We start from the raw sequence: 25,929 nt of genomic DNA on the forward strand, positions 1-25,929 counted from the left end.
TTCGCTACCATTCCCTGGTGACGACTCTCGACGACCTGCCCCTCCGCGACGACCTCCGAGGCAAGCACCCGTACGGCGCACCCCAGGCGGTCGTGCCCGTCGCCCTCAACGTCAACGAGAACACCCACCCGGTCCCGGACGACGTGATCGCCGACATCGTCGGGCGGGTCTCGGAGGCGCTGCGCACCGTCAACCGGTACCCCGACCGCGAGTTCCGAGAGCTGCGCGACTCCCTCGCCGGCTACCTCGGTCACGGGCTCACCGCGGACGGCGTGTGGGCTGCGAACGGATCGAACGAGGTGCTCCAGCACGTCCTTCAGGCGTTCGGCGGTCCCGGGCGCTCGCTGCTGGGGTTCGCGCCCACCTATTCGATGTACTCGATCCTCGCGTCGGGGAGCGGAACGGAGTGGATCCCCGCTCCGCGCGAGGCGGAGTTCGAGATCGGAGCCGAGTACGCCGCGGAGCAGGTGCGCCGGGCCCGGCCCGACATCGTCTTCCTCTGCGCTCCGAACAACCCGACCGGGACGCCGCTCGACCTCGCCGTGATCGAGGCGGTCTACGACGCGACCGACGGCATCGTCGTCGTCGACGAGGCGTACGCCGAGTTCGCGGGCAGGGGCGCGCCCACCGCGCTGAGCCTCCTCCCCGGGCGACCGCGCCTGCTCGTGTCCCGCACCATGAGCAAGGCCTTCGCCTTCGCCGGCGTCCGCCTGGGCTACCTCGCCGCCGACCCCGCGGTGATCGACGCGCTCCGCCTCGTCCGCCTCCCGTACCACCTGTCGGCTCTCACCCAGGCCGCCGCGACCGCCGCCCTCGCTCACGCCGACGAGATGCTCGCCATGGTCGGCGAGATCATCGTGCAGCGCGACCGGATGATCGACGGACTGCGCGCCCTCGGCTACCGCCCGTACGCGACCGGCAGCAACTTCGTCCTCTTCGGCGGCGTCGCGGATCCGGCCGCCGTGTTCGAGGGCCTGCTCGCCCGCGGCGTGCTCATCCGCGACGTCGGCATCCCGAACCACCTCCGCGTCAGCGCCGGCACCGAGGAGGAGACGACCGCGTTCCTCGAGGCGCTCGCCTCCCTCCCCGCACCGTCGGCCGACCCCGCGGTGGCGCTCTCGCGCGAGTAGAGGTCCGCCCGGGGTCGGTGACGCGGCGCGAATAGACTGGGAGGCATGACCTCCCCGAGCGCCGCACCCGGGCGCACCGCCTCCCTCAGCCGTGCCACCAGCGAGTCGAGCATCGAGCTCTCCCTCGACCTCGACGGCACGGGCGTCGCCGATCTCGAGACCGGCGTGCCCTTCTTCGACCACCTGCTGACGGCGTTCGCGAAGCACTCGCTCACGGACCTGCACGTCCGGGCCCGCGGCGACATCGAGATCGACATCCACCACACCGCGGAGGACATCGGCATCGTGCTCGGCACGGCCATCCGTCAGGCGCTCGGCGACAAGGCCGGGATCTCCCGCTTCGGCGACGCGCTCGTCCCCCTCGACGAGGCGCTCGTGCAGGCGGTCGTCGACATCTCGGGGCGCCCCTACCTCGTGCACACCGGCGAGCCGGAGGGCTTCGCGCTGCACCTGATCGGCGGCCACTTCACCGGGTCGATGGTGCGCCACGTCTTCGAGGCGATCGCGTTCAACGCCGGCCTCACCGTGCACGTCACGGTGCTCGGCGGCAGGGACCCGCACCACATCGCCGAAGCGGAGTTCAAGGCGTTCGCCCGCGCCTTCCGTCAGGCCAAGGCCATCGATCCGCTCGTCTCCGGCGTGCCGTCGACGAAGGGCGCGCTGTGAGCTCGGCCCGCCCCTCCGTCGTTGTCTACGACTACGGCTCGGGGAACGTGCACTCCGCCGTCAAGGCGCTCGAGCTCGCCGGGGCCGACGTCGAGCTGACGGGGGACCGGCAGCGGGCGCTGGAGGCGGACGGCCTCCTCGTGCCCGGCGTCGGCGCCTTCGACGCCGTGATGTCGGCACTGACCCGCGCCCGTGGCGGCGAGATCATCGAGAAGCGCCTCGCCGGCGGGCGCCCCGTCCTGGGCATCTGCGTCGGGATGCAGGTGCTCTTCGAGCGCGGCGTCGAGCGCGGGGTCGAGAGCGAGGGCCTGGGCGAGTGGCCGGGGACGGTGGACCTCCTCCCGGCCGAGGTCGTCCCGCACATGGGCTGGAACACCGTCTCCGCTCCCGAGGGATCGGTGCTCTTCGACGGCATCGCCGAGGAGCGCTTCTACTTCGTGCACTCCTACGGCGCCCGCGAGTGGTCGCTCGACGTGATGCCCCCGTTCCCGCGTCCCGCGGTCACCTGGGCCGATCACGGAGGCCCCTTCATCGCCGCGGTCGAGAACGGGCCGCTCTCGGCCACTCAGTTCCACCCCGAGAAGTCGGGGGCCGCCGGGCTCCGGCTGCTGGCCAATTGGCTGGGCACCCTCCGCACGAACTAGGATCGGCCGGTGGTCGGCGCCTCCAGGGGCCGGCACCGGCTCCGAGACTGAGGATGACGATGAGCGAGTTCACCAAGGCCCCGGGCCTGGTCCTCCTGCCCGCGATCGACGTGGCGGGCGGCAGGGCCGTGCGGCTCACGCAGGGCGAAGCCGGGACCGAGACCAACTACGGCGACCCGATCGACGCCGCGGGCGACTGGGCCGACCAGGGCGCGGAGTGGATCCACCTCGTCGACCTCGACGCCGCCTTCGGCCGCGGCGACAACCACGGCATCATGAAGAAGGTCATCCGGCAGGTGAAGGGCGTCAACGTCGAGCTCTCCGGCGGGATCCGCGACGACCGGAGCCTCGAGTCCGCGCTGAGCGCCGGCGCGAAGCGCATCAACCTCGGAACCGCGGCGCTCGAGAACCCCGAGTGGGCCGCGAGCGTCATCGCGCAGTACGGCGACCAGATCGCCGTCGGGCTCGACGTCCGCGGCACCACGCTCGCCGCGCGCGGCTGGACCAAGGAGGGCGGCGACCTCTGGCAGGTCCTCGACCGCCTGGAGGAGGCCGGCTGCACCCGCTACGTCGTCACCGATGTCACCAAGGACGGCACGCTCAAGGGCCCGAACCTCGAGCTCCTCGAGCAGGTCATGGCCCGCACCCACCGCCCCGTGATCGCCTCGGGCGGCATCTCGAACCTCGACGACATCGCCGCTCTTCGCGACCTCGTGCCCCAGGGCCTCGAGGGCGCGATCGTCGGCAAGGCGCTGTACGCGGGCGCGTTCACGCTCGCGGAGGCCCTGGATGTCGCATCCGAGTGAGCCCCGCCCGCTCCCGGCGCATCTGACCGACTCGGCCGGCACCCCCTGGGCGGGCCGGCACTTCGAGCCGAGCGCAGCGCCGGAGGACGACGGGAGCGCCCCGGAGGCGCTGGTCGCCGCGCTCGAGTCCTTCGCCCGCGGCACTCGCGGCCCGGAGACCGTGGTCGACGCGATCCGCACGTCCCGCCTGCTCATCCCGCTGGTCGCCCGCCTCGGCGAGGAGGCCGAGGGGGTCGGGGGTCTCCGGGCGGACAAGACGCAGGAGCTCGCGATCGTCACGGTCGCCGGACCCGACGGCCGCACGGTGCTCCCCGTCTTCAGCGGCGTCGAGAGCATGCGCCGGTGGGACCCGGCCGCCCGTCCCGTCCCTGTCGACGGGCGCCGCGCGGCCCTGGCGGCCGTCGCGGAGGGCACCGAGGTGATGGTCCTCGACCCCGCGTCCGAGCGGGAGTTCGCGGTCCGGCGCCCGGCGCTCTGGGCGATCGCGGAGGGCGGCGACTGGCGGCCGGCCCCCGCCGATGCGGAGGTGCTCCGGGCTCTGCGCGCGGCTGCGGAGGGGGAGCGGGCGGTCGCCTCGCTCGAGGTGCGCGCGGGAGATCCGGAGCAGCGCCTCGCGGGGCCCGAGCTCGTGGTGGTCCTGAGCCTGCGCCCGGGGCTCGATCAGGACGCGCTCGGCGCCCTCGTCGCGCGCCTGGGGGAGCGGTGGGCGGCCGACGAGACCGTCGCGCAGCGCGTCGACTCGATGACGCTGCAGCTCGCCGCCGCCCGCTGACTCCCGATCAGGTGACCGGGCCGGTCCACTTCTCGCCCGGGCCCTTGCCGATCGGGTCGGCGATCGGGGACGCCTCGCGGAACGCGAGCTGGAGGGTGCGGAGGCCGTCGCGCAGGCTCCGGGCGTGCATGTCGCTGATGTCGGGCGCCCCGGCCGTGACCAGGCCCGCGAGCGCGTTGATGAGCTTGCGCGCCTCGTCGAGGTCGACCTGCGCTCCGGGCTCGTCGGCGAGCCCGCACTTGACGGCGGCCGCGCTCATCAGGTGCACGGCGGCGGTGGTGATGATCTCCACCGCCGGGACCTCCGCGATGTCGCGGGCGGCCTCCACGTCGGAGGCTCCGCCGTCCTCGCCGAATCGTCGCGTGTAGTCGTCGTCGTACTGGGCCATGGGTCCTTCGTTCGTCGTCCGTGGTGGAGGGGCGCGGCCGCCGCAGCAGAGGATCGAGGGGCGGCCGGATCCGCTCTGTCGGGCGGGCCGCTGGTCTGCTATGGTTGTCCGGGCTCCGAGGCATGTCCTCGGTTCGAAAGTGGAGATTCTCCCACCCGCGCTTGACCGCTTCACAAGGTTACCGGGTCAGAAGCACTCCGCCCCCGAGGGTCGTCAGACCGCCGGAGGCAGGGCTGCGGCTCTCGAGGTCCGCCTCGGGAACCGCGTCACAGGGTGCGAGCGCCGTGCTGCAGGCACGACGTGGACGGGACGATCACCTCTCTCGGGTGCGCTGGAGAAGACTCCGGCAGCGCAGCTGCACTCACCGAGATCAGAGGAGAAACGCAATCAGCGATCCCCGTACCAACGACCGTATCCGCGTCCCCGAGGTCCGCCTCGTGGGTCCCGCAGGAGAACAGGTCGGCGTCGTCAAGATCGAGGTCGCCCTGCGACTCGCGCAGGACGCAGACCTGGACCTGGTCGAGGTCGCCCCCAACTCCAAGCCGCCCGTGGCCAAGATCATGGACTACGGGAAGTTCAAGTACGAGCAGGCTCAGAAGCTCAAGGAAGCCCGTCGCAACCAGGCGAACACGATCCTCAAGGAGGTCCGTTTCCGCCTGAAGATCGACAAGCACGACTACGAGACCAAGCGCAAGCGCGCCGAGGGCTTCCTGAAGGCCGGCGACAAGGTTAAGGCGATGATCCTCTTCCGCGGTCGCGAGCAGTCGCGCCCCGAGATGGGCGTCCGCCTGCTCCAGCGCTTCGCGGAGGACGTCGCCGAGTTCGGCCAGGTCGAGTCCACCCCGACCATCGACGGTCGCAACATGGTGATGGTCATCGGCCCGCTGAAGAACAAGTCCGAGGCGAAGGCCGAGGCCAATGCGGTCCGCGCCGCTCGTCGCGAGGCCAACACCCCCGAGGACACGGCCGAGGCCGAGTCCGTCTAGTACTTCGCCGCCCCGGCCTCGGGGCCGGTGGACGCCCCGCTCGCGGGGCACCGGTTTCGCCCCGCCGAGCGCGGAGTGACGTTCACAAGGAGAGAACATGCCCAAGATGAAGACCCACTCGGGTGCCAAGAAGCGCTTCAAGGTGACCGGCTCCGGCAAGGTCATGAAGCAGCAGGCCGGCATGCGCCACAACCTGGAGTCCAAGTCCAGCGTTCGCACGCGCCGCCTCAACCAGGACCAGGTCCTCGCCCCGCAGGACGCCAAGGTCGCCAAGAAGCTTCTCGGTCTGTAGCCCACCGCCGGCGCAGCCCGCTGCGCCGCGTGGTCGCTACTCAGCCGACACGGATCGATAGGAAGAAACAGCAATGGCAAGAGTGAAGAGGGCCGTCAACGCCCACAAGAAGCGTCGCGTCATCCTCGAGCGCGCCTCGGGCTACCGCGGCCAGCGGTCGCGCCTCTACCGCAAGGCGAAGGAGCAGGTCACCCACTCCCTCGTCTACTCGTACCGCGACCGCCGCGCCAAGAAGGGCGAGTTCCGTCGTCTCTGGATCCAGCGCATCAACGCCGCGTCCCGCGCGAACGGCCTGACCTACAACCGCTTCATCCAGGGCCTCGCCCTGGCCGGCGTCCAGGTCGACCGCCGCATCCTCGCGGACCTCGCGATCACCGAGCCGGCCACGTTCGCCTCGCTCGTCGCGACCGCGAAGAGCGCGCTGCCCGCCGACACCTCGGCGCCCAAGGCCGCAGCGTAGTCAGCACGGCTTCCCGGAGGGGGTCGCGACCGAGAGGTCGCGGCCCCCTCCGTCGTCCGCGGGCCCTCCCGCGCCGTGTCTGCGGGGGCGGCGATCACCGCGCCGATAGGCTCGCCGCATGCTCGACAACCCCCGCTCTCCCCGTGTCCGCTCCGTGGCGAAGCTCACCCGCCGCCCGGCCCGGCTCGAGACGGGGCTCTTCCTCCTCGAGGGCCCGCAGGCTCTCTCCGAGGCGCTGCAGTACCGCCCGGAGCTGATCGTCGAGTCGTTCGCGACTCCGACGGCTCTGGAGCGCCACCCCGAGATCGTCGCCGCCGCCGCCGAGGCGGAGGTGGAGATCGAGTACGTGACCGAGGACGTCCTCGACGCGATGGCCGACACCGTCACTCCGCAGGGCTTCGTCGCGGTCTGCCGTCAGTTCCCCACGTCGCTCAAGGACGTCGTCGCCTCCGAGCCGCGTCTCGTGGCGGTGCTCGAGGAGGTCCGCGATCCGGGCAACCTCGGCACGATCATCCGGGCCGCCGACGCCGCCGGCGCCGACGCGGTCGTGCTGTCCGGCCGCTCGGTCGACCTCTACAACCCCAAGGTCGTGCGCTCCACGACGGGTTCGCTCTTCCACCTCCCGGTCGCGGTCGGCGCCGACCTCGCCGACGTGCTGGGCCGGCTCCGCGGCGTGGGACTGCGCTCCGTCGCGGCCGACGTGAAGGGGGAGGACCTGCTCGACGTCCGCGCCCGCGGGGACCTCGCCCAGCCGACCGTCTGGGTCTTCGGCAACGAGGCGCGCGGCCTCGAGGACGAGTCGCTCGCCCTCGTCGACGGCGTGGTCGCGGTGCCCATCTACGGGGCGGCGGAGTCGCTCAACCTCGCGACCGCGGCCTCCGTCTGCCTGTACGAGAGCGCCTTCGCGCTGCGTTCCTGAGAGGAACCGGGCCGAGGGGGCCGCGAACCTGGAGAACAGGGCGCGTTGTTACCCTTCGGTTAAGAATTCCCTCATGATTTGACCGGCCCATCCCCGTGTGCTTCTCTGACGGCATGGTCACAGCCCCGCAAGACGAGCGCGCCGCCGCTCCCGCCGGTGAACCCCTCGTCGTCCTCTCCGGGGTGCAGAAGCACTACGGCGACTTCCAGGCTCTGAAGGACATCGATCTGACGGTGCACCGGGGCGAGGTCGTCGTGGTCCTCGGCCCCTCCGGATCCGGCAAGTCGACGCTCTGCCGCACGGTCAACCGGCTCGAGACGATCTCGGGCGGCACCATCACCATCGACGGTCAGAAGCTCCCGGAGGAGGGCAAGGGCCTCGCCGCGCTCCGCGCCGACGTCGGGATGGTCTTCCAGTCGTTCAACCTCTTTGCGCACAAGACGATCCTCGAGAACGTCACCCTCGGCCCGATCAAGGTTCGCGGGCTCTCCCGCAAGGACGCGGAGGCCCAGGCCACGGCGCTGCTCGACCGGGTCGGCGTCGGCCACCAGGCCGCCAAGACGCCGGCCCAGCTCTCCGGAGGGCAGCAGCAGCGCGTCGCGATCGCGCGGGCGCTGGCGATGAAGCCCAAGGTGATGCTGTTCGACGAGCCGACCTCGGCGCTCGACCCCGAGATGATCAACGAGGTCCTGGACGTGATGGTCGGGCTCGCCAAGGACGGGATGACGATGATCGTCGTCACCCACGAGATGGGCTTCGCCCGGAAGGCCGCCGACCGCGTCGTGTTCATGGCCGACGGCGAGATCCTCGAGGACACCGACCCGGAGTCGTTCTTCACCGCGCCCCGCACCGACCGGGCCAAGGACTTCCTCTCCAAGCTCATCACGCACTAGAAGCGCGATCAGCAGCCACCAGGCAGGTCGGACCCGTGACCCGGGAGCCGACCCGACATCGCCCGCTCCGGCGGGCCGAACCCCAGGAAGGACGATCATGCGCACCAGGCTCATGTTCATGACCGCGGGACTCGCGGCAGCGACCCTCGCCCTCGCCGGCTGCTCCGGCGACGCCGGAACCGCCGGCGGCGGCGCCGGTGGAGGCTCCGAGGGAGGGACCTCCGCGTACGAGGTCGCCTCCGACGTCACTCTCGAGGGCAGCCCGACCTTCGACGCGATGACCGCGGACGGCAAGGTCGTCATCGGCGTCAAGGAGGACCAGCCCGGGCTGGGCTACCTCGACGCGGCGACCGGCGAGCGCTCCGGCTTCGACATCGAGATCGCGAAGTGGACCGCGGCCTCGCTCGGCTTCGCGGCCGACGCCATCGAGTTCCAGGCGATCCCGTCGGCCAACCGCGAGGCGTCGATCGTGAACGGCGACATCGACTACTACGTCGGCACCTACTCGATCACCGACAAGCGCAAGGAGCAGGTCGGCTTCGCCGGACCCTACTTCGAGACCGGCCAGCAGCTGCTCGTCGCGGCCGACAACGACACGATCACCGGACCGGACGACCTCACCGCCGACACCACCGTGTGCTCGGCCACCGGCTCCACCCCGATCCAGAACATCCGCACCAACTACCCCGAGGTGAAGACCGAGGAGTTCGACACGTACTCGCAGTGCGTGGACGCCCTCTCCGACGGCACCGTCGACGCCGTCACCACCGACGGCGCGATCCTGATCGGCTACGCCGCTCAGAAGCCCGACGAGCTCAAGGTCGTCGGAGAGCCCTTCAGTACCGAGCTCTACGGCATCGGCCTGCCGAAGGACGACGACGCCCTGCGCCACTTCGTCAACGGCATGCTGACCGACGGCGGCGAGACCTGGAGCGCCATCTACGACGAGACGCTCGGCCAGTCCGGCACGACCGTCACCCAGCCGGCGGTGAACGACTACTAGGAGGCGCCCCGGGCGGCCCGACCGCCGCCCGGGGGTCCCCTCTCCTCGACCACCACCACCGCTCCGACAGAAGGGCCAGCCGCATGGATGTCCTGTTGAACAACCTCGACGTCTACGTCCCGGCCTTCGGCAACACCCTGATCCTCTTCAGCGTCTCGCTCGTGTTCGCCCTGCTGATCGGCACGGTGGTCGGCGCGATGCGCGTCTCGCCCGTCCCGATCGCCCGCGCGGTCGGCACGGTGTACGTGAACACCATCCGGAACACCCCGCTCACGCTGGTGATGTTCTTCTTCGCCTTCGGCTACCCCAAGCTCGACCTGCCGCAGGTGGACTACACGAACCTCGCGATCTGCGCCCTCAGCCTCTACACCGCGACCTACGTCGCGGAGGTGCTGCGGTCGGGCATCAACACCGTGCCGATCGGCCAGGCCGAGGCGGCCCGCGCGATCGGCCTCGACTTCGGCCTCACGATGACGCAGGTCGTCCTGCCCCAGGCCTTCCGCTCCGTGATCCCGCCGCTCATGAGCGTCCTGATCGCGCTGCTGAAGAACACCACCGTCGCCGCCGGCTTCTCGGTCGCGGAGGCGGGCACCATCGTCCGCGTCCTCAACGAGCGCGGCGAGAACAGCCTCATCGTCGTCCTCTGGGTGGCCCTGGTCTTCGTGGTCCTGGTCACCCTGCTCTCGCTCGTCCAACGTCAGCTCGAGAAGAAGTGGAGGGTCGCCCGATGAGCTCCGTCCTCTTCGACAACCCCGGCCCCCGGGCCGTCGTGCGCAACCGCGTCATCGGCGTCGTCGTCGTCCTGCTGATCGCGGCGTTCCTCGGCTTCGTGGTCTGGCGCTTCGCGGAGTCCGGCCAGTTCGACGCCTCCAAGTGGCGCGCGTTCGGCTACCCGCTGGTCTGGCAGAGCATCGGCGGCGCCCTCGGCCGCACGCTCGCGGCCTTCGCCACGGCGGGCGTCGCCAGCCTCGTCCTCGGCCTCCTCCTGGCGATCGGCCGGCTCTCGGACCGGCGCTGGATCAACGTCCCCGTCACGCTCTTCATCGAGCTGTTCCGGGCGATCCCCGTCCTGATCCTGATGATGCTGATGTACTACGGCCTGCCGTTCGCGGGCCTCAAGCTCAGCCCCTACCTCGCCGTCGTCATCGCCCTGACCCTCTACAACGGCTCCGTCTTCTCCGAGATCTTCCGCGCCGGCATCGAAGCCCTCCCGCGAGGACAGAAGGAGGCGGGCTACGCGATCGGCCTGCGCAAGTCCGGCGTGATGCGGCTCATCCTGTTCCCCCAGGCGATCCGCTCGATGCTGCCCGTGATCATCGCCCAGCTCGTCGTCGCCCTCAAGGACACGGCGCTCGGCTCGATCATCACCTACAACGAGCTGCTGTACTACGCGCGCTACCTGGGCAACCAGTCGAGCCTCGACAGCCCGATCATCCCGGCGGCGATCGTCATCGGAGCGATCTACATCGGCATCTGCCTCCTCCTCTCGGGGCTGGCGAAGTGGATCGAGATCCGCACGAAGAGCGGCGGACGCGGCGGCCGCACCATCGGCGGCCACCCCGCAGCCCGCGCGCAGACGGACACGCAGCTGATCGCTGTGCAGGATTGAACTGTGAGGATCGCCCGAGGGCGATCCTCACCGCGGTCGGCTTCCCGACGGGTCGGGTTCCGCAGAGCGTCCTGCGTCCGGCCAGGAGGAATCGCTCGCACGCGATTCCTCCGTTCGCCTCGAGGGTCCGGCGATCGCTCAGCGCATCGAGCGGTGGTGCTCCGCTCCGGCGTCGTCGACGCGGAGGCGGTGGCGATCGGGGAGTCGCGATCGATCCGGGAGTCTTCCCGTCCGGCGGTGCCCCGCCTCCTGCCGGTGGAGCAGCGTCCGACCCCGGCGTAGCGAGAACCCCGCCCCTGCTGGTCGAGCAGCGCCGGTGGCGGGGCTTCGAGAGCCGTCGGCGCAGACGGGGGCCGGCCGCGGGTGAGCGCGACGAGCACCGCGCGCGGGCGGCGGGAGGGGGCGGAGGCCCTCGCCTACACTGGGGGATCGTGTCAGACAGCAACCCGATCACCGACGAGGCCGTCTCCGCGGCGGTCGCCGACGCCCTCGCCGCCATCGGCGCGGCGGGCGACTCCGCCGCTCTGAAGTCCGCCCGAGCCGCCCACCTCGGCGAGGGGTCCGCCCTCGCCCGCCTCAACGCGCAGATGCGCTCCGTCCCGCCCGAGCACAAGGCGGCGTCCGGCAAGCTCGTCGGCGGTGCCCGCAAGCAGGTGGGCGACGCCTACGCCGCCCGCGAGGCCGAGGTCGTCGAGGCCGAGGACGCGGCCGCGCTCGAGGCCGAGCGCGTGGACGTCACCGCCGGTGCCAGCTTCGTGCGCCGCGGCGCCCGCCACCCCCTCTCTCTGCTCCAGGAGTCGATCGCCGACGTGTTCGTCGGGATGGGCTGGGAGATCGCGGAGGGGCCGGAGCTCGAGAACGAGTGGTTCAACTTCGACGCCCTGAACTTCGACGAGGACCACCCGGCCCGCGCCATGCAGGACACCTTCTTCGTCGACCCCGTCGACTCGCACCTGGTGCTGCGCACGCACACCTCGCCGGTGCAGATCCGCTCGATGCTCGAGCGCCCGCTGCCGCTCTACGTGATCGCTCCCGGACGGGTGTACCGCACCGACGAGCTCGACGCGACGCACACGCCCGTGTTCACGCAGTTCGAGGGTCTCGCCGTCGACCGCGGCCTGACCATGGCGCACCTGCGGGGCACCCTCGAGCACGTCGCGCGGATCCTCTTCGGCGACGACGCGCGCATCCGCCTGCGCCCGAACTACTTCCCCTTCACCGAGCCCAGCGCCGAGCTGGACGTCTGGCACCCGACCTTCGTCGGCGGTGCCCGCTGGATCGAGTGGGGCGGCTGCGGCATGGTCAATCCGAACGTGCTGCGCGCGGCCGGGATCGACCCGGAGGAGTACTCCGGGTTCGCCTTCGGCATGGGGATCGAGCGGACCCTGATGTTCCGCAACGACGTGAAGGACATGCGCGACATGGTCGAGGGCGACGTCCGCTTCAGCGAGCAGTACGGGATGGTGATCTGATGCGCATCCCGCTGAGCTGGCTGGGGGAGTACGTCGACCTCGAGCAGGACGTCACGACGGAGTCCGTGCACGCGGCCCTGGTGTCGGTCGGCCTGGAGGAGGAGGACGTCCACCGCTTCGAGGTGACCGGCCCCGTCGTCGTCGGCGAGGTGCTCGACCTCGCTCCGGAGCCGCAGAAGAACGGCAAGACCATCAACTGGTGCCACGTCCGCGTGGCCCCGGAGGGAGGGCGTGCCGCCGACGGCGGAGAGGACGTCCGCGGCATCGTCTGCGGAGCCCACAACTTCGCGGCCGGCGACAAGGTCGTCGTGTCACTGCCGGGCGCGGTCCTGCCCGGGCCGTTCCCGATCTCCGCGCGGAAGACCTACGGGCACGTGTCCGACGGGATGATCGCCTCGAGCCGCGAGCTCGGCCTCGGGGACGACCACGACGGCATCCTCCGCCTCGCCTCGCTCGGGCTCGACCCGGAGCCGGGCACGGACGCCGTCGCGCTCCTCGGTCTCGACGACGCCGCGGTCGAGGTCAACGTGACGCCCGACCGCGGCTACGCCTTCTCGATCCGCGGCATCGCCCGCGAGTACGCCCACGCCACCGGAGCCGCCTTCCGCGACCCCGCTCGGGCGCTCCCTCCGCACGAGCGCACGGAGACGGCCCCCGTCTTCCCCGTGTCCGTGGCCGACGAGGCGCCGATCCGCGGCCGTGTCGGCGCCTCCGTGTTCGTCACGCGCGTCGTCCGGGGCGTCGACGTCTCACGACCGACGCCGCCGTGGATGCTCGCGCGACTGCGACTGGCCGGCGTCCGCTCGATCTCGCTCGTCGTGGACATCACCAACTACGTGATGTTCGAGCTGGGCCAGCCGCTGCACGGCTACGACCTGGCGACCCTGCAGGGCGGCATCGTGGTGCGCCGCGCCGCGCCGGGGGAGACCGTCGAGACGCTCGACGGCCAGACCCGGCGCCTGCACGCGGAGGACCTCGTCATCGCCGACGACAGCGGAGCGATCGGCCTCGCCGGAGTGATGGGGGGCGCGCGCACCGAGATCTCGGACGCCACGTCCGACGTCCTGCTCGAGGCGGCGAACTTCGACCCGGTCTCGATCGCCCGGACGGCTCGCCGGCACAAGCTGCCGAGCGAGGCGTCGCGGCGCTTCGAGCGCGGCGTCGACCCCGAGGTGGCCTCGGTCGCCGCGGCCCGCGCGGTGCAGCTGCTGGTGGAGCTCGCCGGCGGCACGGCGGACGAGCTCGGCTCGGTCCTGGCCGACCCGCGCACGGCGGAGCCGGTCGAGCTGCCGGACGGCTACGTCGCAGGCCTCATCGGGGTGGAGTACACCCCGGAGGAGATCCGCGGCGCGCTCGTCGAGATCGGCGCCTCCGTCGAGACCGGCGGAGCGGGCCTGCTGGTGACTCCGCCGAGCTGGCGCCCGGACCTCGTCGACCGCGCCTCGCTCGCGGAGGAGGTCGCCCGCATCACCGGGTACGACCGCATCCCGGCGATCCTGCCCGTCGCGCCTCCCGGCCGCGGTCTGACCCCGGGCCAGAGGCTGCGCCGCACCCTCGCCCAGGCGCTCGCCGCCGCGGGTCTGACCGAGGTGCTCTCGTACCCGTTCCTCTCGCGCTCGATCAACGACCGGCTCGGCTCGGTCGACGGGGAGCCGCAGGAGCAGATCACGCTCGCCAACCCGCTCGACGCGACCGCGGGCCAGCTGCGGATCTCTCTGCTGCCGGGTCTCGTGCAGGTCGCGGCCCGCAACCGCTCGCGCGGCCTGACGGATCTCGCGGTCTACGAGCTCGGCTCCGTCTTCCTCCCGGTCGCCGGCCGCCCGTTCGGCTCCGGGGCGCTCCCTGCGGGCGGGGCGCGTCCGTCCGCGGAGGTCGAGGCCGAGCTGAACGCGGGCATCCCACCGCAGCCGCGGCACCTCGCGGCGCTGCTCACGGGCGCCGCCGTCGTGCGCCAGCCCGGTGTCGCCGGCCGTGACGTCGACTGGCGCGACGCCCTCGACGTGGTCCGCGAGGTCTCCGCGGCGACCGGCACCGAGCTGGTGCTGCGCCAGGGGGCCCACGCCGCGCTGCACCCGGGCCGCACCGCCGAGGTCGTCCTCGACGGCGCGGTCATCGGCCACGCGGGGGAGCTGCTCCCGGCGCTCGCCGAGGAGCTCGACCTGCCGCGCCGCGTCGCCGTGGTCGAGCTCGACCTGGAGCCGCTGCTCGCGCGGGCCGGGAGGGTCGTCGTGGCCCGCCCGGTGGGCGCGCTGCCCGCCGCGACCCAGGACCTCTCGCTCGTCGTGCCGGTCGGCACCGCGGCGGCTGACGTGCGCGCCGCCGTCGCCGAGGGGGCGGGCGAGCTGCTCGAGGCGATCCGCCTGGTCGACGACTACCGCGGCACCGGGCTCGCCGAGGGGACGAAGTCGCTGACCTTCGCGCTGCGCTTCCGCGCGCCGGACCGCACGCTCACCGCGGCCGAGGCGACGGCCGCGAAGGAGAACGGCGTGGCCGTGGCGGCGGAGCGCTTCGGCGCCCGACTCCGCGAGTGAGGCCGGGGGTCCCGTCCGGTTCGGCCGGGCGGGGCCCCGCACCCGCACCGGCTAGGCTCTCGGGCATGACTTTCTCCGTGGCGGTGGCCGGTGCGAGCGGCTACGCGGGCGGCGAGCTGCTGCGACTGCTCGCCGACCACCCCGAGTTCGAGGTGCGCACGGTGACGGCGCACGCCAATGCGGGTCAGCCCCTCGTCGCCGTGCACCCGCACCTCCGCTCGCTCCGCGACCTCGTCCTCGTCGACACGACGACCGGGAACCTCGCCGGGCACGACGTCGTCTTCCTCGCCCTCCCGCACGGGAAGTCGGGCGAGATCACCGCGACCCTCCCCGAGGACGTCCTCGTCGTCGACTGCGGCGCCGACCACCGGTTGACCGACCCGCAGGACTGGGCCGACTTCTACGGGGGCGACTTCGCCGGGGCCTGGCCCTACGGGCTCCCGGAGCTGCTGATCGGCGGCGGCGGACGCAAGCAGCGCGAGGCGCTCGCCGGAGTGCGGCGCATCGCCGTCCCCGGCTGCAACGTCACGGCGATCACGCTCGGCCTGGCCCCCGGCCTGCACGCCGGAGTGATCGAGTCGTCGGACCTCGTCGCGGTCCTCGCCGTCGGACCCTCGGGTGCGGGCAAGAGCCTGCGGACCGACCTCCTCGCCAGCGAGCTCCTCGGCTCCGCGCACGCCTACGGCCTCGGCGGAGCGCACCGCCACAATCCCGAGATCCGGCAGAACCTCCTCCTCGCCGGAGCCGGACCCGTCTCGATCTCGTTCACCCCGGTCCTCGTGCCGATGTCCCGGGGCATCCTGGCGACCTCGACCGCGCGCCTCGCTCCCGGCGTCTCCGCGCAGGACGTGCGCGCCGCGTGGGAGACCGCCTACGGCGACGAGACCTTCGTCCAGCTGCTCCCGGAGGGCTCCTTCCCCCGGACGGCCGACGTGGTGGGGGCGAACACCGCTCTGATCGGACTCGCCGTGGACGAGCGGGCCCGCCGGGTCGTGGTCGTCTCGGCCATCGACAACCTGGTCAAGGGCACCGCGGGCGCGGCCGTCCAGTCCACCAACATCGCCCTGGGACTCCCGGAGTCCCTCGGCCTGAGCGTGAACGGAGTCGCGCCGTGAGCGTCACCGCAGCAGCAGGGTTCCGGGCGGCCGGAGTCGTCGCCGGGCTGAAGTCGACCGGAGCGCGCGACGTCGCGCTCGTGCAGAACCTCGGCCCGCTGCAGAGCGCCGCCGCGGTCTTCACGAGCAACCGCTGCAAGGCGAACCCCGTCCTCTGGAGCGAGCAGGTGATGCGCGACGGCGTCGTCTCGGCGATCGTCCTCAACTCCGGCGGCGCCAACTGCTACACGGGTGCTCAGGGCTTCCAGGTCACCCACCGCACCGCGGAGCTCGTGGGCGAGAGCCTCGAGGTGTCCGCCGGCGACGTGCTGGTGTGCTCCACCGGGCTGATCGGCGACCAGCTCGACCTCGCGAAGCTCACCGCCGGCGTGACCGGCGCCTCCGCCGAGCTCGCCGGGGGACCCGAGGCGGGCGAGGCGGCCGCCCGCGCGATCATGACCACCGACACGGTCCCGAAGCAGGCGGTGGTCCGCTCCGAGCAGGGCTGGAGCATCGGCGGCATGGCCAAGGGCGCCGGGATGCTCGCGCCGGGTCTGGCGACGATGCTGGTCGTGATCACGACCGACGCGGCCCTCGAGTCCGCCGCTCTCGACACCGCCCTGCGTGCCGCGACCCGCGTCACCTTCGACCGCCTCGACTCGGACGGCTGCATGTCGACGAACGACACCGTCGCACTGCTCGCGAGCGGCGCCAGCGGCGTCGAGGCCGACGCCGACGAGTTCACCGCGGCCCTGACCGCGGTCTGCCGCGACCTCACCCTGCAGCTGCAGGCCGACGCGGAGGGCGCCGCCCACGACGTCGCGATCCGCGTGCTGAACGCCGCGACCGAGGACGAGGCCGTGGTCGTCGCCCGCGCCGTCTCCCGCAGCAACCTGTTCAAGGCCGCGATCTTCGGCAAGGATCCCAACTGGGGCCGCGTCCTCGCCGCCGTTGGCACGACCGATGCGCAGTTCGACCCGTACGGCATCGACGTCGCGATGAACGGGGTGCAGGTCTGCCTCGCGGGCGAGCCGCACGAGAGCCGCGACCTCGTCGACCTCGCCCCTCGGGAGGTCGCCGTCGACATCGACCTGCACGCCGGGGACGCGACGGCCACGATCTGGACCAACGACCTCACGCACGACTACGTGCACGAGAACTCCGCGTACTCGAGCTGAGGCGGCCATGAGCGACGACACCACTCTCTCGGCCGAGAGCCGCGCCGAGCGCGACGCCGCGCCCGGGAAGGCCGCGACGCTCATCGAGTCGCTGCCCTGGCTGCAGAGCTTCCACGGGCGCACGATGGTGATCAAGTTCGGCGGCAACGCGATGGTGTCGGAGGAGCTGCAGCGCTCCTTCGCCCAGGACATGGTCTACCTGCGCTACGCCGGGATCCGCCCCGTGGTCGTCCACGGCGGCGGGCCCCAGATCTCGCGGATGCTCGACCGGCTCGGGATCGAGAGCGAGTTCCGGGGCGGTTACCGGGTCACGAGCCCCGAGGCGATGGAGGTGGTGCGGATGGTGCTCACCGGCAGCATCAGCCGCGACATCGTCCGCCGGATCAACGAGCACGGCCCCCTCGCCGCCGGCATCTCCGGTGAGGACGCGGGCCTCTTCGTCGGCCGCCGCCGCGGTGTCGTGATCGACGGCGAGGAGCACGACCTCGGACTCGTCGGAGACGTGATCGCCGTGGACCCCGCCGCCGTCCTCGCTCAGCTCGAGGCCGGCCGGATCCCGGTCGTGTCCTCGATCGCCCCCGATTCGGACGACCCCACGCAGTCGCTGAACGTCAACGCCGACGCCGCCGCCGCCGCGCTGGCCGTCGCGCTCGGCGCCGAGAAGCTCGTCGTCCTCACCGACGTGGCCGGCCTCTACTCCGACTGGCCCGACCGCGAGTCGCTCGTCTCGCACATCCGCTCGGACGACCTCGCGGCTCTGCTGCCCTCGCTCGAATCGGGCATGATCCCCAAGATGACCGCCTGCCTCGACGCCGTGCGCGGGGGAGTGCCCAAGGCCGCCATCATCGACGGCCGCATCCCGCACTCGATCCTGCTCGAGGTGTTCACCTCGGAGGGCATCGGCACCGAGGTCGTCGCCTCGCTCGACCCCCGCGACCGGGAGCGAATGTCGGGCCGCTGATCCTCAGCGGCCCCGGCTCCGAGCGCCCGTCCCGTCCGGGACGCGCGCACCGTCGGCCCTCGCGGCCGGACCGCTCCGATCGAAAGGCCACCATGTCCATCCCCACGACCGCGTCCCGCACCGGCTCGGCGCGAGACCGCTACTCCGCCGCGATGATGCAGACCTTCGCGCCGCCGCTCGCCGTGCTCGAGCGCGGCGAGGGCTGCCGGGTCTGGGACGTCGACGGGCGGGAGTACCTCGACTTCCTCGGCGGCATCGCCGTCAACTCGCTCGGCCATGCGCATCCCGTGTTCGTCGAGGCCGTGACGCGCCAGGCCGGTGCGCTCGCCCACGTCTCCAACTACTTCGCGACCGCCCCGCAGATCGAGCTCGCCGAGACCCTGCGCCGCCTCACCGGGGCCGGGGAGACGGGCCGCGTCTACTTCGCCAACTCGGGCACCGAGGCCAACGAGGCGGCCTTCAAGCTGGCGCGGCTGAACGCGGCCGGCGGCCGGCACCGCGTCCTGGCGCTGCAGAACGCGTTCCACGGGCGGACGATGGGCGCGCTCGCGCTGACCGGCAAGGCGGCCATGCGTGCGCCGTTCGAGCCGATGCCGGGAGGGGTCGAGCACCTCGAGGCGAGCATCGAGGCCCTCGAGGCGGCTCTCGACGAGTCCGTCGCCGCGCTGATCGTCGAGCCCATCCAGGGGGAGGCGGGCGTCATCCCGCTGCCGGCCGGCTACCTCGAGCGCGCGCGGGAGCTCACCCGCGAGCACGGCGCGCTGCTCATCGTCGACGAGATCCAGACCGGGGTCGGGCGGACCGGACGCTGGTTCGCCTACCAGGAGGCGGGGATCCTGCCCGACGCCGTCACCCTGGCCAAGGGGCTCGGCGGAGGCTTCCCCGTCGGAGCGCTGGTGACCTTCGGCGAGGCGTCCGACCTCCTGCAGAAGGGCCACCACGGCAGCACCTTCGGCGGCAATCCGCTCGCGACCGCCGTGGCCGGAGCCGTGCTCGCCGAGATCGAGCGCGCCGACCTTCTCGGCAACGCGCGGGAGCGCGGGGCGCAGATCGTCGACGCGCTGACCGCTCTCGACTCGCCCCTGATCGGAGGGGTCCGCGGCGCGGGCCTCCTCCTGGGCATCGCCCTGAACCGGCCGGTCGCCGCCGAGCTCGCCGCCGCCTGCCTCGACGCCGGCCTGATCGTGAACGCGGCGAACGACTCGAGCATCCGGCTCGCGCCTCCGCTCGTGGTGACCGCCGCCGACGTCGCCGAGTTCGCCGAGCGCTTCGGCCGCGCACTGCAGACCCTCTGACCCCGTACCTCCACCGAAAGCGACCAGCACCGTGACCCGCCACTTCCTCCGCGACGACGACATCACTCCCGCCGAGCAGGCCGAGATCCTCGACCTCGCCCTCGAGCTCAAGCGCGACCGCTTCTCCCGGAAGCCCCTCGCCGGGCCGCAGACCGTCGCCGTGATCTTCGACAAGTCCTCCACGCGCACCCGCGTCTCCTTCGCGGTCGGCATCGCCGATCTCGGCGGCAGCCCCCTGATCATCTCGACCGCGAGCAGCCAGCTCGGCGGCAAGGAGACCGCCTCCGACACGGCGCGGGTCCTGGAGCGCCAGGTCGCCGCCATCGTGTGGCGCACCTACGCGCAGTCGGGCCTGGAGGAGATGGCGCGCAGCACGCGCGTGCCGGTCGTCAACGCGCTCTCGGACGAGTTCCACCCGTGCCAGCTCCTCGCCGACCTGCTGACCATCCGCGAGCACCGCGGTCACCTCGCCGGCCTCACGCTCACGTTCTTCGGCGACGGAGCGAGCAACATGGCGCACTCGTACCTCCTGGCGGGGGCCACGGCCGGCATGCACGTCCGCATCGTCTCCCCGGAGTCGTACTCGCCGGACGCGGCGGTCCTGGCCGATGCGCAGCGCATCGCCGCGACCACCGGCGGATCGGCGATCACCACGACCGACCCCGACGAGGGCGCGGCCGGCTCCGACATCGTGATCACGGACACGTGGGTGTCGATGGGCAAGGAGGACGAGAAGGCGGCGCGCGTCGCGACCTTCGGCGCCTACCGGGTCGACGCGGCCACGATGGCCGCTGCCGCTCCCGACGCGCTGTTCCTGCACTGCCTGCCCGCGGATCGCGGCTACGAGGTGACCGCCGACGTGATCGACGGCCCGCAGAGCGTGATCTGGGACGAGGCGGAGAACCGCCTGCACGCGCAGAAGGCCCTGCTCGTGTGGCTCCTGGAGCGCGCCGGCACCGCCGACGCCGCTCAGTAGACTCGACAGCCGAACCCGAGGAGAACCATGACGGAACGACCCTCCGCCCGCGCGGGCGAGGCCGGAGCCCTCTGGGGCGGCCGCTTCGCCGGCGGCCCCTCGCCCGAGCTCGCCGCGCTCTCGAGGTCGACCCACTTCGACTGGCAGCTCGCCCCCTACGACCTCGCCGGCTCCCGCGCCCACGCCCGGGCGCTCGCCGGAGCGGGCTACCTCGACGACGCCGAGCTCACCGCGATGCTCGCGGCGCTCGACCGGCTCGAGGCTGCCGTCGCCGACGGGAGCTTCGCCGCCGACGAGTCGGACGAGGACGTGCACGGCGCCCTCGAGCGCGGCCTGATGCTCGAAGCCGGTCCCGAGCTCGGCGGCAAGCTCCGCGCGGGGCGCTCGCGCAACGACCAGATCGCCACCTTCGTCCGGATGTACCTCCGCGACCACGCGGCGCTCGTCTCGGAGCTGGTGGTGCAGCTCATCGACGCCCTCGCCGCACAGGCGTCGGCGCACCCGACGGCGATCATGCCCGGGCGCACCCACCTCCAGCACGCTCAGCCCGTACTCCTCGCGCACCATCTGCTCGCCCACGGCTGGGCGCTGCTGCGCGATCTGGAGCGCCTGCGGGACTGGGCCGTCCGGGCGGACGTCTCGCCCTACGGCTCGGGCGCCCTCGCCGGCTCGACCCTCGGCCTGGACGCCGAGGCGGTCGCCCGCGATCTCGGCTTCGCGTCGAGCGTGCCGAACTCGATCGACGGGACGGCCAGCCGCGACCTCGTCGCCGAGTTCGCCTTCGTCGCCGCCATGATCGGGATCGACGTCTCGCGCATCGCGGAGGAGGTCATCCTCTGGAACACGCGGGAGTTCGCCTTCGTCACGCTCGACGACGGCTACTCGACCGGGTCCTCGATCATGCCGCAGAAGAAGAACCCCGACATCGCCGAGCTCGCCCGGGGGAAGTCCGGCCGGCTGATCGGCAACCTCACCGGGCTGCTCGCGACCCTCAAGGCCCTGCCGCTCGCCTACAACCGTGACCTGCAGGAGGACAAGGAGCCGGTCTTCGACTCGGTGACGACCCTCGAGGTCCTGCTGCCCGCGTTCAGCGGCATGATCGCGACCCTCACCTTCCACACCGACCGGATGGCGGAGCTCGCGCCCCAGGGCTTCTCCCTCGCGACCGACGTGGCCGAGTGGCTCGTGAAGAAGCACGTGCCCTTCCGGGACGCCCACGAGATCACCGGCGAGCTGGTCAAGCTGGCGGAGGCGCAGGGGAGGGGGCTCGAGGATCTCGACGACGCCGCGCTCGCCTCGGTGTCGCCGCTGCTCACGCCCGACGTGCGCTCCGTCCTCAGCATCGAGGGATCGGTGGCGAGCCGGGACGGTGTCGGCGGCACGGCTCCCGACCGCGTCTCGGAGCAGCTCGCCCGGCTGACCGAGCGCGTCCGGGTCGTGCGCGGATCCCTCCGGGGGGAGCGCCCGTGACCCTTCGAGGAGCGCCGGGCGACGACGGCCGTCCGCCGCTGCGCCCCTGGCAGCAGCGGACTCTGGTGCTCGTCGCCGCAGTCGTCATCGTCGCGGTGATCGTGATCACCCTCGTGTCGGGCCAGAGCTTCTTCTGAGCGCCGACCTCCCCGACCTCGCGCGCTCGGCCCTCGAGGTGGCACCGGAGCTGCTCGGCCGCGTCCTCCTGCACCGCACGCCGGAGGGCGTGGTCGGCGTCCGGCTGACCGAGGTCGAGGCGTACCTCGGAACCGGTGAGGATCCGGGCTCGCATGCGCACCGCGGACCGACACCCCGGACGGCTCCCATGTTCGGTCCGCCCGGGTCCGTGTACGCGTACTTCACCTACGGGATGCACACCTGCGTGAACATCGTCTGCTCCCCGGCGGGCACGGCGTCGGCGGTGCTGCTGCGCGCAGGCGAGGTCGTATCGGGGGAGGATCTCGCGATGATCCGGCGCGGACCCGTTCGCAGCCGGGATCTGGCCCGCGGACCCGCACGGCTGGCGAAGGCCCTCGGAGTCCGTCTCACCGAGTCGGGCGACCCGCTCGAGGCGGCGTTCGAGCTGCTGCCCGGGGAGAGGCCGTCCTCCGTGGCGGCGGGCCCGCGCACCGGAGTCTCGGGCCCGGGCGGCGGGGACGACTTCCCGTGGCGCTTCAGCATCCCGGGCGACCCCACCGTCTCGCCCTACCGGAGAGCAGTGCCCCGGCGGCGGCCCGGAGCTCAGCCCGCGAGGTAGAGCCGGGCGAGAACGCCGAGAGCCGCCGCCCAGGCGAGGCTCGCCAGCGTGCCGATGATGAACCGCTCGCGCGCTTCCGGGGAGGCGAGCTCGCTGAAGCGGCCGACGCCCTTGATCGCCACCACGACCGCGATCCCCTCGGGGAGACCGCTCATCAGTGCGCCGGCCGTCGCGATCCGCTCGAGGACCCCGATCGTCGTCCCCCCGCGCAGCACCTCGATCGGCTGGCCGATCGCCGAGGGCGCGCTCCCGGCGGCGGGGCGGGAGGTTCCGGCGACCATGATGCCGCCGTGGCTGCCGCTGCGGGAGTCGGCCGTCGCGAGCCGGAGGGTGAGCAGCACGACCGGCCCGCCGCCCGCGATCGCCAGCGCGAAGGCCAGCACCGCCACCAGGACGGAGTGGATCGGGGGCGCGGACGGTCCGGCGACCGCCGTGAGCAGGAAGGCGGCGGCCGCCGCCACGAGGGGGATCCAGGCGAGCTGCGGACGGCGAAGGCGCACGGCGAGCACCGCACCGGCGAGTCCGGCGAGCAGCACGAGCACCACGCCCGTCCACGAGGCGGACTGCAGCGCGGAGGCGAGGAGCAGGGCGGGGGATCCGGGGGGTGCCGTCATCGGGGTGTCCTCTCGTCGGTGGGGTCGAGCGTACGGTCGACCACTGTCAGCAGGCGCGCGAGCGCGTCACGGGCGGGAGCGTCGACTCGAGCACTCGCCGCGCGGACCCGGAGGCTGACCGCCTGCGGGCTGACGGCGAGGCGCTCGGCCGCATCCTTCTGGGAGAGGCCGCTCTCGAGCAGGTCGACGATCTGCCAGCCGGCCTCGGAGCGCGCGTCGCGCAGCAGGAGGAGCGGATCGATCAGCGCCTGGACGTCCGCCGGTGCCGGCGCCGCCGTTCCCGGTGCGTCCGGATCGAGGGAGAAGCGCGTCGGCCGGCCCTTCGCCGCCTCGACCGCCCGGCGCGCCGCGAAGTACGCCTCCCCGGTCGCCGCTCTCGTGGTCGCGGGGAGTGGCCGGTCGACGGGGCCGATCCCGAGGCCGATGCTCCAGTGGCCGGTCCGGTGCAGCTCGAGCACGAGCGCGACGACGGCATCGGCCCGGTCGAGCACGCACTGGAACTCGTCGCCCGCCGTCCGCTCCGGGGGCAGGATGAACGACGCCCGACCGTCGTCGATCAGGCTCGCGATCGCCTGGTCCACGCGGTCGTGGTCGTGCCTGCTGTCGCGCTGATCCGCGGTGACGACGAACATCGGACCTCCTCGATCAAGTATCGGCACTTGATCGCCCGGGATCAAGCCTGTGCGCTTGACTCCCGGAGACCGGCTCCTTCCCGCCGCGGTAGCCTGGTCGGGTGATCGACCAGCACCTCCCCGGGTCCGCGACGAGCCCGCAGCTCGACCCCGCCTTCGACTCCGTGTGGGACGAGCTGGTCTGGCGAGGCTCGGTGCACGTGTCGACCGATGCAGGAGCGTTGCGCGAGCTGCTGTCGGGGGAGCCGATCACCTACTACTGCGGGTTCGACCCGACCGCGCCCAGCCTCCACCTCGGGAACCTGGTGCAGCTGATCGTCATGCGCCGGCTCCAGCTGGCCGGGCATCGGCCGCTCGGGCTCGTCGGCGGCTCGACCGGGCTGATCGGGGATCCGCGTCCGACGGCCGAGCGGACGCTGAACTCGCGCGAGACGGTGACGGCGTGGGTCGAGCGCCTCCAGGCGCAGGTGTCCCGGTTCGTTCCCGCGGGCGGCGACAACGGGCTGCGCCTGGTCAACAACCTCGACTGGACCGCTCCGCTGTCGGCGATCGACTTCCTGCGGGAGATCGGGAAGCACTTCCGTGTGGGGACGATGCTCAAGAAGGACGCGGTCAGCGCCCGCCTCAACTCCGACGCGGGGATCAGCTACACCGAGTTCAGCTACCAGATCCTGCAGGGACTGGACTACCTGGAGCTCTACCGGCAGTACGGGTGCGTCCTGCAGACCGGCGGCAGCGACCAGTGGGGCAACCTGACGAGCGGGACCGACCTGATCCACCGCACGGAGGGCGCGTCGGTCCACGCGATCGGCACGCCCCTGGTGATGAACTCCGACGGCACCAAGTTCGGCAAGAGCGAGGGCAACGCCGTCTGGCTCGACTCCGAGCTCACCAGCCCGTACGCGTTCTACCAGTTCTGGGTCAACACGGACGACCGTGACGTCGCCGACCGCCTGCGGATCTTCACCTTCCTGCCGCGCACGGAGATCGAGCGCCTGGAGAAGGCCGCCGCCGACGAGCCGTTCCGCCGGGAGGCGCAGCGCGCGCTCGCCTGGGAGGTCACGTCGCTGGTGCACGGAGCGGAGGCGACGCGTTCGGTGATCGACGCCTCGGCCGCGCTCTTCGGCAAGGGCTCGCTCGAGGGGATCGACCCGGTCATCCTCCGTGGCGCGCTCGAGGCGGTGCCCTCGATGGAGGCGACACCGAAGACGCCGGCGCTGCAGGCGTTCGTCGAGACCGGACTCGTCGCCAGCACGGGGGAGGCGCGACGGGCTCTCGCCCAGGGCGGGCTCTCGGTGAACAACACCGCCCTCCCGTACGAGGCCGTCACGCTCGGCGAGCTCCCGTTGATCGACGGGATCGCCGTCCTCCGTCGCGGCAAGAAGAGCTTCGCCGGGGCCTTCGTCCGCTGACCGCGTGCCCGCTCTCCTCGAGCGGACGCGGATGATGACGGCGTCGGCGGTCTCATCAGGTCGGTGTCCGGTAGCCGGTAGCCGGTAGCCGGTAGCCGGTAGCCGGTAGCCGGTAGCCGGTAGCCGGTAGCCGGTAGCCGGTAGCCGGTAGCCGGTAGCCGGTAGCCGGTAGCCGGTAGCCGGTAGCCGGTAGCCGGTAGCCGGTAGCCGGTAGCCGGTAGCCGGTAGCCGGTAGCCGGTAGCCGGTAGCCGGTAGCCGGTAGCCGGTAGCCCGGTAGCCCGGTAGCCCGGTAGCCGGTAGCCCGGTAGCCCGGTAGCCCGGTAGCCCGGTAGCCCGGTAGCCCGGTAGCCGGTGTCCGGTGTCCGGTGTCCGCTGTCCGGTGTCCGGTACCGAGTCGGACACTCAGCGACGCAAGACCCCTGAATCCCGACACGCCCGGGACGCAGGCGATTTGCCGCTCGACCGAGGCCCGACGTAATGTAACTCCTCGTCACCCCAAAGGAGCGGCAAGCGGGAGTCAGGCGCAGAGCGTCGAGACCAGCTGGCCCACCTCAAGCGGGGACCATCCCCTCGCTCCCAAGCCTGTTAGAGATTCGTCTCTTGAAGACTCCGGGATCGCGAGCGTAAGATGCAAAGCCTCCACGGGACACGGTCCCGGCTTCGACGCAAGGCCTCACGGCCGAGCCCGGTGCAGCGGTGCGGTCCTTGATCGTGCAGCGAACACCACGAAGAAGCCGGACTTGACACGGCCTGCGGATGTGCTAAGTTAGTCGAGTTGCCACGGAGGCGATCGGAACTTCGGTTCTGACAACCCTAACCGGTCTCGGCAAGCAAGACAAATCGAGTGGCTCACGCCCTCGTACAGCAAACTTCGATCACTTTCGTTGTGAAGCACCGTTCTGGTGTGGAGGCGGGATGTGTCCGATTCTTGAGAACTCAACAGCGTGCACTATGTTCAATGCCAATTT

The 25,929-nt window shown here is 72.0% G+C and carries 27 protein-coding genes; 24 read left to right on the forward strand and 3 right to left on the reverse strand.

Annotated elements, in window-relative coordinates; translation table 11 throughout:
• Window positions 1–14 precede the first annotated feature (14 nt).
• Genes C5B92_RS11720 through C5B92_RS11740 form a run of 5 tightly spaced genes read left to right on the forward strand, consistent with a single transcriptional unit; the run spans window position 15 to window position 4,018 of the window.
• Window positions 15–1,130: a histidinol-phosphate transaminase gene (locus tag C5B92_RS11720; RefSeq protein ID WP_104255583.1), complete on the forward strand. Its 1,116-nt coding sequence runs from the start codon at window positions 15–17 to the stop codon at window positions 1,128–1,130.
• A 45-nt stretch (window positions 1,131–1,175) separates the two neighbouring features.
• Complete coding sequence (gene hisB, locus C5B92_RS11725) at window positions 1,176–1,796, forward strand: imidazoleglycerol-phosphate dehydratase HisB (protein WP_104350421.1); 621 nt, start codon at window positions 1,176–1,178, stop codon at window positions 1,794–1,796.
• A complete protein-coding gene (gene hisH, locus C5B92_RS11730) occupies window positions 1,793–2,440 on the forward strand; it encodes an imidazole glycerol phosphate synthase subunit HisH (RefSeq protein WP_104224485.1) in 648 nt (215 codons plus the stop codon). The genes hisB and hisH overlap by 4 nt, the downstream gene beginning before the upstream one ends.
• Window positions 2,441–2,499: 59 nt before the next feature.
• Window positions 2,500–3,246, forward strand: coding sequence for a bifunctional 1-(5-phosphoribosyl)-5-((5-phosphoribosylamino)methylideneamino)imidazole-4-carboxamide isomerase/phosphoribosylanthranilate isomerase PriA (priA, locus tag C5B92_RS11735; RefSeq protein ID WP_104224506.1), 747 nt, complete (start codon window positions 2,500–2,502; stop codon window positions 3,244–3,246).
• The gene (locus C5B92_RS11740) at window positions 3,230–4,018 is read left to right on the forward strand and encodes an SseB family protein (RefSeq protein WP_104255572.1); all 789 of its coding nucleotides are present in this window, start codon (window positions 3,230–3,232) and stop codon (window positions 4,016–4,018) included. Before priA ends, C5B92_RS11740 begins: the two co-directional genes overlap by 17 nt.
• Before the next feature lie 7 nt (window positions 4,019–4,025).
• On the opposite strand, the gene C5B92_RS11745 is transcribed toward C5B92_RS11740, so the two are convergent.
• Window positions 4,026–4,406: a DUF1844 domain-containing protein gene (locus C5B92_RS11745; protein ID WP_104313470.1), complete on the reverse strand. Its 381-nt coding sequence runs from the start codon at window positions 4,404–4,406 to the stop codon at window positions 4,026–4,028.
• A gap of 437 nt (window positions 4,407–4,843) precedes the next feature.
• Here C5B92_RS11745 and infC point away from each other — a divergent pair, with 437 nt between their 5' ends.
• The 18 genes from infC to C5B92_RS11830 all read left to right on the forward strand — a co-directional run bounded on the left by infC (window position 4,844) and on the right by C5B92_RS11830 (window position 22,302).
• On the forward strand, window positions 4,844–5,392 hold the full coding sequence (gene infC, locus C5B92_RS11750) for a translation initiation factor IF-3 (protein WP_374952931.1): 549 nt from the start codon (window positions 4,844–4,846) through the stop codon (window positions 5,390–5,392).
• Between the two features lie 97 nt (window positions 5,393–5,489).
• Complete coding sequence (gene rpmI, locus C5B92_RS11755) at window positions 5,490–5,684, forward strand: 50S ribosomal protein L35 (protein ID WP_055793295.1); 195 nt, start codon at window positions 5,490–5,492, stop codon at window positions 5,682–5,684.
• Window positions 5,685–5,757: 73 nt separating this feature from the next.
• Window positions 5,758–6,144, forward strand: coding sequence for a 50S ribosomal protein L20 (rplT, locus tag C5B92_RS11760; protein ID WP_104224487.1), 387 nt, complete (start codon window positions 5,758–5,760; stop codon window positions 6,142–6,144).
• A gap of 118 nt (window positions 6,145–6,262) precedes the next feature.
• The gene (locus tag C5B92_RS11765; protein ID WP_104224488.1) at window positions 6,263–7,063 is read left to right on the forward strand and encodes an RNA methyltransferase; all 801 of its coding nucleotides are present in this window, start codon (window positions 6,263–6,265) and stop codon (window positions 7,061–7,063) included.
• A gap of 113 nt (window positions 7,064–7,176) precedes the next feature.
• Window positions 7,177–7,956, forward strand: a complete 780-nt coding sequence (locus C5B92_RS11770; protein WP_104224489.1) for an amino acid ABC transporter ATP-binding protein — start codon at window positions 7,177–7,179, stop codon at window positions 7,954–7,956.
• Between the two features lie 97 nt (window positions 7,957–8,053).
• Window positions 8,054–8,959 (forward strand): glutamate ABC transporter substrate-binding protein, encoded by a 906-nt coding sequence (locus C5B92_RS11775; RefSeq protein ID WP_181027238.1) that lies wholly within the window; start codon window positions 8,054–8,056, stop codon window positions 8,957–8,959.
• An 83-nt stretch (window positions 8,960–9,042) separates the two neighbouring features.
• Window positions 9,043–9,690, forward strand: a complete 648-nt coding sequence (locus C5B92_RS11780) for an amino acid ABC transporter permease (RefSeq protein ID WP_104224491.1) — start codon at window positions 9,043–9,045, stop codon at window positions 9,688–9,690.
• Entirely contained in the window at window positions 9,687–10,568 is an 882-nt protein-coding gene (locus C5B92_RS11785) for an amino acid ABC transporter permease (protein ID WP_104224492.1), read from the forward strand. Before C5B92_RS11780 ends, C5B92_RS11785 begins: the two co-directional genes overlap by 4 nt.
• Window positions 10,569–10,999: 431 nt before the next feature.
• Complete coding sequence (gene pheS, locus C5B92_RS11790) at window positions 11,000–12,040, forward strand: phenylalanine--tRNA ligase subunit alpha (RefSeq protein ID WP_104350422.1); 1,041 nt, start codon at window positions 11,000–11,002, stop codon at window positions 12,038–12,040.
• Entirely contained in the window at window positions 12,040–14,571 is a 2,532-nt protein-coding gene (gene pheT / locus C5B92_RS11795) for a phenylalanine--tRNA ligase subunit beta (RefSeq protein WP_104350423.1), read from the forward strand. The genes pheS and pheT overlap by 1 nt, the downstream gene beginning before the upstream one ends.
• Window positions 14,572–14,636: 65 nt before the next feature.
• Entirely contained in the window at window positions 14,637–15,686 is a 1,050-nt protein-coding gene (gene argC / locus C5B92_RS11800; protein WP_104255575.1) for an N-acetyl-gamma-glutamyl-phosphate reductase, read from the forward strand.
• Window positions 15,683–16,843 (forward strand): bifunctional glutamate N-acetyltransferase/amino-acid acetyltransferase ArgJ, encoded by a 1,161-nt coding sequence (gene argJ / locus C5B92_RS11805; protein ID WP_104255576.1) that lies wholly within the window; start codon window positions 15,683–15,685, stop codon window positions 16,841–16,843. The genes argC and argJ overlap by 4 nt, the downstream gene beginning before the upstream one ends.
• Window positions 16,844–16,850: 7 nt before the next feature.
• Window positions 16,851–17,804: an acetylglutamate kinase gene (gene argB / locus C5B92_RS11810; protein ID WP_104224497.1), complete on the forward strand. Its 954-nt coding sequence runs from the start codon at window positions 16,851–16,853 to the stop codon at window positions 17,802–17,804.
• A gap of 92 nt (window positions 17,805–17,896) precedes the next feature.
• Complete coding sequence (locus C5B92_RS11815; RefSeq protein ID WP_104255577.1) at window positions 17,897–19,099, forward strand: acetylornithine transaminase; 1,203 nt, start codon at window positions 17,897–17,899, stop codon at window positions 19,097–19,099.
• 31 nt (window positions 19,100–19,130) lie between these two features.
• The gene (argF, locus tag C5B92_RS11820) at window positions 19,131–20,075 is read left to right on the forward strand and encodes an ornithine carbamoyltransferase (RefSeq protein WP_104238645.1); all 945 of its coding nucleotides are present in this window, start codon (window positions 19,131–19,133) and stop codon (window positions 20,073–20,075) included.
• 27 nt (window positions 20,076–20,102) lie between these two features.
• Window positions 20,103–21,545: an argininosuccinate lyase gene (gene argH, locus C5B92_RS11825; protein ID WP_104255578.1), complete on the forward strand. Its 1,443-nt coding sequence runs from the start codon at window positions 20,103–20,105 to the stop codon at window positions 21,543–21,545.
• Complete coding sequence (locus C5B92_RS17345) at window positions 21,542–21,682, forward strand: hypothetical protein (RefSeq protein WP_160034127.1); 141 nt, start codon at window positions 21,542–21,544, stop codon at window positions 21,680–21,682. Before argH ends, C5B92_RS17345 begins: the two co-directional genes overlap by 4 nt.
• Window positions 21,679–22,302, forward strand: coding sequence for a DNA-3-methyladenine glycosylase (locus C5B92_RS11830; protein ID WP_104226321.1), 624 nt, complete (start codon window positions 21,679–21,681; stop codon window positions 22,300–22,302). Before C5B92_RS17345 ends, C5B92_RS11830 begins: the two co-directional genes overlap by 4 nt.
• On the opposite strand, the gene C5B92_RS11835 is transcribed toward C5B92_RS11830, so the two are convergent.
• Both C5B92_RS11835 and C5B92_RS11840 read right to left on the reverse strand, forming a co-directional pair.
• Complete coding sequence (locus C5B92_RS11835; RefSeq protein ID WP_258059401.1) at window positions 22,287–22,916, reverse strand: hypothetical protein; 630 nt, start codon at window positions 22,914–22,916, stop codon at window positions 22,287–22,289. The genes C5B92_RS11830 and C5B92_RS11835 overlap by 16 nt on opposite strands.
• Window positions 22,913–23,548: a DNA-binding protein gene (locus tag C5B92_RS11840; RefSeq protein ID WP_104350424.1), complete on the reverse strand. Its 636-nt coding sequence runs from the start codon at window positions 23,546–23,548 to the stop codon at window positions 22,913–22,915. The genes C5B92_RS11835 and C5B92_RS11840 overlap by 4 nt, the downstream gene beginning before the upstream one ends.
• A 101-nt stretch (window positions 23,549–23,649) precedes the next feature.
• Between C5B92_RS11840 and tyrS the strand changes: the two genes are divergently transcribed.
• Window positions 23,650–24,960 (forward strand): tyrosine--tRNA ligase, encoded by a 1,311-nt coding sequence (gene tyrS, locus C5B92_RS11845; protein WP_104350425.1) that lies wholly within the window; start codon window positions 23,650–23,652, stop codon window positions 24,958–24,960.
• Window positions 24,961–25,929: the final 969 nt, after the last annotated feature.

Origin of the sequence: Rathayibacter sp. AY1A4 (assembly GCF_002930955.1) — a bacterium.
GTDB lineage: Bacteria > Actinomycetota > Actinomycetes > Actinomycetales > Microbacteriaceae > Rathayibacter.

Bases quoted from the DNA above. Each gene is read 5' to 3' on its own strand.
- C5B92_RS11745 (WP_104313470.1), bottom strand. From the start codon at position 4,406: ATGGCCCAGTACGACGACGACTACACGCGACGATTCGGCGAGGACGGC.
- C5B92_RS11785 (WP_104224492.1), top strand. From the start codon at position 9,687: ATGAGCTCCGTCCTCTTCGACAACCCCGGCCCCCGGGCCGTCGTGCGC.
- C5B92_RS11775 (WP_181027238.1), top strand. From the start codon at position 8,054: ATGCGCACCAGGCTCATGTTCATGACCGCGGGACTCGCGGCAGCGACC.
- argC (WP_104255575.1), top strand. From the start codon at position 14,637: ATGACTTTCTCCGTGGCGGTGGCCGGTGCGAGCGGCTACGCGGGCGGC.
- hisB (WP_104350421.1), top strand. From the start codon at position 1,176: ATGACCTCCCCGAGCGCCGCACCCGGGCGCACCGCCTCCCTCAGCCGT.
- rpmI (WP_055793295.1), top strand. From the start codon at position 5,490: ATGCCCAAGATGAAGACCCACTCGGGTGCCAAGAAGCGCTTCAAGGTG.
- C5B92_RS11770 (WP_104224489.1), top strand. From the start codon at position 7,177: ATGGTCACAGCCCCGCAAGACGAGCGCGCCGCCGCTCCCGCCGGTGAA.
- C5B92_RS11840 (WP_104350424.1), bottom strand. From the start codon at position 23,548: ATGTTCGTCGTCACCGCGGATCAGCGCGACAGCAGGCACGACCACGAC.
- C5B92_RS11765 (WP_104224488.1), top strand. From the start codon at position 6,263: ATGCTCGACAACCCCCGCTCTCCCCGTGTCCGCTCCGTGGCGAAGCTC.
- C5B92_RS11780 (WP_104224491.1), top strand. From the start codon at position 9,043: ATGGATGTCCTGTTGAACAACCTCGACGTCTACGTCCCGGCCTTCGGC.
- pheT (WP_104350423.1), top strand. From the start codon at position 12,040: ATGCGCATCCCGCTGAGCTGGCTGGGGGAGTACGTCGACCTCGAGCAG.
- argB (WP_104224497.1), top strand. From the start codon at position 16,851: ATGAGCGACGACACCACTCTCTCGGCCGAGAGCCGCGCCGAGCGCGAC.
- rplT (WP_104224487.1), top strand. From the start codon at position 5,758: ATGGCAAGAGTGAAGAGGGCCGTCAACGCCCACAAGAAGCGTCGCGTC.
- priA (WP_104224506.1), top strand. From the start codon at position 2,500: ATGAGCGAGTTCACCAAGGCCCCGGGCCTGGTCCTCCTGCCCGCGATC.
- C5B92_RS11815 (WP_104255577.1), top strand. From the start codon at position 17,897: ATGTCCATCCCCACGACCGCGTCCCGCACCGGCTCGGCGCGAGACCGC.
- C5B92_RS11740 (WP_104255572.1), top strand. From the start codon at position 3,230: ATGTCGCATCCGAGTGAGCCCCGCCCGCTCCCGGCGCATCTGACCGAC.
- argH (WP_104255578.1), top strand. From the start codon at position 20,103: ATGACGGAACGACCCTCCGCCCGCGCGGGCGAGGCCGGAGCCCTCTGG.
- C5B92_RS11835 (WP_258059401.1), bottom strand. From the start codon at position 22,916: ATGACGGCACCCCCCGGATCCCCCGCCCTGCTCCTCGCCTCCGCGCTG.